This window comes from Streptomyces sp. NPDC126497 (assembly GCF_040302425.1).
Taxonomy (GTDB): Bacteria; Actinomycetota; Actinomycetes; order Streptomycetales; family Streptomycetaceae; genus Streptomyces.
Window position 1 is genome coordinate 1 of record NZ_JBEORT010000183.1, and the last position, 5,395, is coordinate 5,395.

General features: G+C 77.7%; 1 protein-coding gene. It reads right to left on the minus strand.

Going from position 1 to position 5,395, the window contains the following annotated elements; translation table 11 throughout:
- Positions 1-5,395: beta-ketoacyl synthase N-terminal-like domain-containing protein (locus ABTY20_RS34720; RefSeq protein WP_352001137.1), on the minus strand; the 5,395-nt coding region annotated here is incomplete at both ends.

Sequence of the window (5,395 nt, forward strand, 5' to 3'; positions counted from 1 at the left end):
GGCGGCGGCACCCGGGGCGTCGGGGCCGCGGCGGCCGGCGAGCAGCAGGTGGCGCGCGCCGTGCCGGGTGACGAGGTGGCGGGCGACGAGGGCGCCGAGGGTGCCGGTGCCGCCGGTGATCAGGACGGTGCCGGTGGCCGTGCCGTCGCCCCACGGGGTGCGGTCCGCCGGTGTGGTGCCGTCACGGCCGGTGCGCACCAGACGGGGCACGGTGACGGTGCCGGAGCGCACGGCGAACTGGTGCTCGCCGGTGCGGCCGGCGGCGGCGACGGCGGCGACGAGGGCGGTGGCCGACGGGTCGGCGTGGTCCTCGTGGCCGTCGGCCGCGCCGTCGGTGGAGGCGTCCCCGGTGGCCGGGTCGAGGTCGGCGAGGAGGAAGCGGCCGGGGTGCTCGGTCTGGGCGGAGCGCAGCAGGCCCCAGACGGTGGCGTCGGCGAGGGCCGGGACGCTGTCGTCCGGTCCGGTGGCGAGGGCGCCCTCGGTCACCACGAGGAGCGGGGTGGCGGTGTGGCGCGGGTCGCTCAGCCAGGTGGTGGCCAGGCGCAGTGCCCGGTGGGCGGAGGTGTGGGCGGCGGTCGCGGTGTCCTGGGCGGCCGTGCCGGTGGTGCCGTCGTCGTGGGTGTGGGGGACGACGACCACGGCGGGCTGTTCGCCGTCACCGTCGTCGAGGGCGGCGGTGAGGTCGTCGAGGGTGGGGTGGGCGTGGACGGTGACGCCGGCGCGTTCGAGCGCGGCGGTGAGGCGTCCGGGGGTTCCGATGACCGCCCAGGGGCGGGTGAGGTCCGCGGGGTCGGTGTCGCCGGTCCACGGGGTCCACTCGACGCGGTGCAGGGCGTCGGGGGTGGTGGCGGCCGGGAGCCGGTCGGGGGTGGCCGGGCGGGTGGTGGCGGTGGCGGTGAGGACGGGGGCTCCGGTGCCGTCGTGGGCGTGGACCGTCCAGGTGTCGCCGTCGCCGGTCAGTCGCAGGCGCAGCCGGGTGGCGCCGGTTGCGTACGTGGTGACGTCCTGCCAGTGCTGCGGCAGTGCGGGCGCGACGGCGTGCTCGGGGGTGGCGGCCAGGGCGAGGGCCGTCTGGAGGAGCGCCGGGTGGAGGCGGAACCGGGTGGCGTCGGTGCGGGCGGCCTCGGGGAGCTCCACGTCGGCGAGGAGGTCGGTGCCGTGCCGCCACAGCGCGCGCAGGGTGCGGAAGCCGGCGCCGGTGTCCAGGCCGCTGCCGTCGAGGCGGTCGTGGGCCCGTTCGGGGTCGGCGGGGCGGGCGCCGGCGGGCGGCCAGGTGTCCGGTCCCGCCGGGGCGGGCGCCGGGTCGCCGGCGGTGAGGGTGCCGGTGGCGTTCAGGGTCCAGGGGACGTCGGTGCCGTCCGCGTCGGGGACGCGGGAGTGGACGGTGAGCGTGCGCCGGTCCGGTCCCGCGCCGGTGTCCTCGGGTGCGGAGACGGTGATCTGGAGGTCGACGCGGCCCCGTTCGGGGACGGTGACCGGGGTGTGCTCGTCGAGGGCGGCGACGAGCGGGCAGCCGGTCTCGTCGCCGGCCCGCACCGCCCAGTCGAGCAGGGCGGTGCCGGGTACGACGGCGGTGCCGTGCACGCGGTGGTCGTCCAGCCAGGGCTGCGCGGTCAGCGACAGGCCGCCGCCGAGGACGGCGCCGCCGTCGGCGAGCCGTACGACCGTGTCGATCCCGGTGGGGTCGGCCTGGGCGCCGGTGGCCTCCAGCCAGTACCGCTCGCGCTGGAAGGCGTAGGTGGGCAGGTCCACGGGGCGGCCGTGGGCGACGGCGGGCCGCCAGTCGACGGGGACGCCGGCGACGTGGGCGCCGGCCAGCGCGGTCAGCATGCGGTCGGCGCCGCCGTCGTCGCGGCGCAGGGAGCCGAGGGCGACCGCGTCGGCTCCGGCGGCGGTGACGGTGTCCTCGATGCCGACGGTGAGGACCGGGTGGGGGCTGCACTCGACGAACACGTCGTGCCCCTGGTCGAGGAGGGCGCGCAGGGACTCCTCCAGGCGGACGGTGCCGCGCAGGTTGCGGTGCCAGTAGGGGGCGTCCAGGGCGGTGCCGGGCAGCCAGTCGGCGGTGACGGTGGAGAAGAACGGGATGTCGCCGTCGCGGGGTGCGATGCCGGCCAGGGCGGCGGGCAGGGTCTCGGCGAGCCGGTCGACGTACGCGGAGTGGGAGGCGTAGTCGACGGGGATGCGGCGGGCCCGCACGCCCCGCTCCGCGCAGTCGGCGAGGAGGGTGTCGAGGCCCTCGGTGTCGCCGGAGACCACCACGGAGGAGGGCCCGTTGACGGCGGCGACCGAGACGCCGGGCAGGCCGGCGACGAGTGCGGCGACCTCGTCGTGCGGGGCGGTGACGGCTGCCATGCCGCCGTGTCCGGAGAGTTCGCGGGCGATGGCGAGGCTGCGCACGGCGACGATCCGCGCGGCGTCCTCGAGGGACAGGGCACCGCTGACGGCGGCGGCGGCGATCTCGCCCTGGGAGTGGCCGAGGACGGCGGCGGGCTTGAGGCCGTGGGCGCGCCACACCTCGGCGAGCGCGACCATCACCGCCCACAGCGCGGGCTGGGCGACGTCGACCCGGTCCAGGGAGGGCGCGCCCTCGGTGCCGCGCAGTACGTCGGTGAGGGACCAGTCGACGTGCGGGGCGAGGGCCTCGGCGCAGGCGGCGATCCGTTCGGCGAACACCGGTGAGGCGTCGAGGAGTCCGGCGCCCATGCCGGTCCACTGGGAGCCCTGGCCGGGGAAGACGAGGACGGCCCTGCGGTCGCGGCCGGCGCTCCGGCCGCCGCTGGTCACGGCCGGTGAGGGGAGGCCGTCGGCGAGGGCGGCCAGGCCGGCGCGGAAGTCGCCCGTGGTGGTGGCGACGACGACGGCGCGCCGCTCCAGGGTGGCCCGGCGGGTCGCGAGGGACAGGGCGACGTCGGCGGGGGCGAGGCCGGGGTGCGCGTCGAGGTGGGCGAGGAGGGCGCGGGCCTGGCCGCGCAGGGCGGCGTCGCTGCGGGCGGACAGGATCCAGGGCAGCGGGCGGTCGGCGTGGGTCTCCGGCGCGTCGTCGCCGTCGGTGTCCGCCTCGTCGGCGGTTTCCGGGCCGGCCGGGGCCTGTTCGAGGACGACGTGGGCGTTGGTGCCGCTGATGCCGAAGGAGGACACGGCGGCGCGCAGGGGCCGGGGGGTGGCCGGCTCGGGCCACTCGGTGGCCTCGGTGAGGACGCTGACGGCGCCGGCGGACCAGTCGACGTGCGGGGTGGGCGCGTCGACGTGCAGGCTCTTGGGCAGCAGGCCGTGCCGCAGGGCGAGGACCATCTTGATGACGCCGGCGACGCCCGCGGCGGCCTGGGTGTGCCCGATGTTCGACTTGACGGAGCCGAGCAGCAGCGGCCGTCCGGGGTCGCGGCCCTGGCCGTAGGTGGCGAGGAGTGCCTGGGCCTCGATGGGGTCGCCGAGGCGGGTGCCGGTGCCGTGCGCCTCGACGGCGTCGACCTCGGCGGCACCGACGCCGGCGTCGGCCAGGGCCTGGCGGATGACGCGCTGCTGGGCGGGCCCGTTGGGGGCGGTGAGGCCGTTGGAGGCGCCGTCCTGGTTGACGGCGGAGCCGCGGATCACGGCGAGGACGGGGTGGCCGTTGCGGCGGGCGTCGGAGAGCCGCTCGACGAGGATCAGGCCGACGCCCTCGGAGAAGCCGGTGCCGTCGGCGGCGGCGGCGAACGGCTTGCAGCGGCCGTCGGCGGCCAGGCCGCGCTGGCGGGAGAAGTCGACGATGATCTCCGGCGAGGACATCACGGTGACGCCGCCGGCCAGGGCCATGGTGCACTCGCCGCGGCGCAGTGCCTGGAGCGCCAGGTGCAGGGCGACGAGGGAGGAGGAGCAGGCGGTGTCGACGGTGACGGCCGGGCCCTCCAGGCCGAGGGTGTAGGCGACGCGTCCGGAGACGACGCTGTTGGCGTTGCCGTTGTTGACGTAGCCGGCGACGTCGTCGGGGACGCGGGCGACGCGCTTGAGGTAGTCGCTGGAGGAGAGGCCGGCGAAGACGCCGGTGCGGCTGCCGCGCACCGACCGGGGGTCGATGCCGGCGCGTTCGAACGTCTCCCAGGCGGTTTCCAGCAGGAGCCGCTGCTGCGGGTCCATGGCGAGGGCCTCACGCGGGGAGATCCCGAAGAAGTCGGCGTCGAAGTCGGCGGCGTCGTGCAGGAAGCCGCCCTCGCGGGTGCGGGAGGTGACCTGGTCGCCGGGCAGGGCGTCGTAGAGGCCGTCGAGGTCCCAGCCGCGGTCGCCGGGGAACGCGCCGATGGCGTCGGCGCCGTCGGCGAGGAGCCGCCACAGGTCCTCCGGGGAGCGCACCCCGCCGGGGAGGCGGCAGGCCATGCCGACGATCGCGACCGGCTCGTCCCCCTGGGCGTCGGCCGGGAGGGGGGCCGGGGCGGCGGGCACGGTGGCGGGGGCGGTGCCGGAGAGTTCGCCGTCGAGGTGGGCGGCGAGTTCGGTGAGGGTGGGGTGGTCGAAGACGAGGGTGGCGGGCAGCCGCAGCGCGGTGGCGGCGTTGAGCCGGTTGCGCAGTTCGACGGCGGTCAGCGAGTCGAAGCCGAGGTCGCGGAAGGCGCGGCCGTCGTGCAGCCGGTCGGGGCCGGTGTGGCCGAGGACGGCGGCGGCGTGGGTGGCGACGAGGTCGCGCAGGAGGGTGAGCCGGTCGTCGGCGGCCAGGCCGGCCAGGCGCAGCCGCAGTCCGTCGGTGCCGTCGGCGGCGCCCGCCCGGACGGTGCGGCGGACCGGGCCCCGGTGCAGTGCGCGCAGCAGGTGCGGGACCTCGCCGTCGCCGGTGCGCGGCCGTGCGGTGTCGAGGCGGACGGGGACCAGGTGCGGGCGCTGTTCGGCGAGCGCGGCGTCGAACAGGGCCATGCCGTCGGCCGCGGACAGCGGCAGGACGCCAAAGCGGCGGACGCGGGCGAGGTCGGTTTCGTCGAGGTGGCCGGTCATGGCGCTGGCGTCGGCCCACAGGCCCCAGGACAGGGAGGTGGTGGGCAGGCCGTCGGCGCGGCGGCGGTGGGCGAGGGCGTCGAGGTAGGTGTTGGCGGCGGCGTAGTTGGCCTGTCCGGCGTTGCCGAAGACTCCGGCGCCGGCGGAGAAGAGCACCAGGTCCGCGAGGTCGAGGTCGCGGGTGAGGCGGTGCAGGTGGCGGGCGGCGTCGGCCTTGGGGGCGAGGACGGTGCGCAGCCGGTCGGGGGTGAGGTGTTCGAGGGCTCCGTCGTCGAGGGCGCCGGCCGCGTGCACCACGGCGGTCAGGGGGTGTTCGGCGGGTACGGCGGCGAGGGTCTCGGCGAGCCGGTCGCGGTCGGCGGCGTCGCAGGCGACGACCGTCACCCGGGCGCCGAGGGCGGTGAGTTCCTCGCGCAGGGCGGCGGCACCCGGG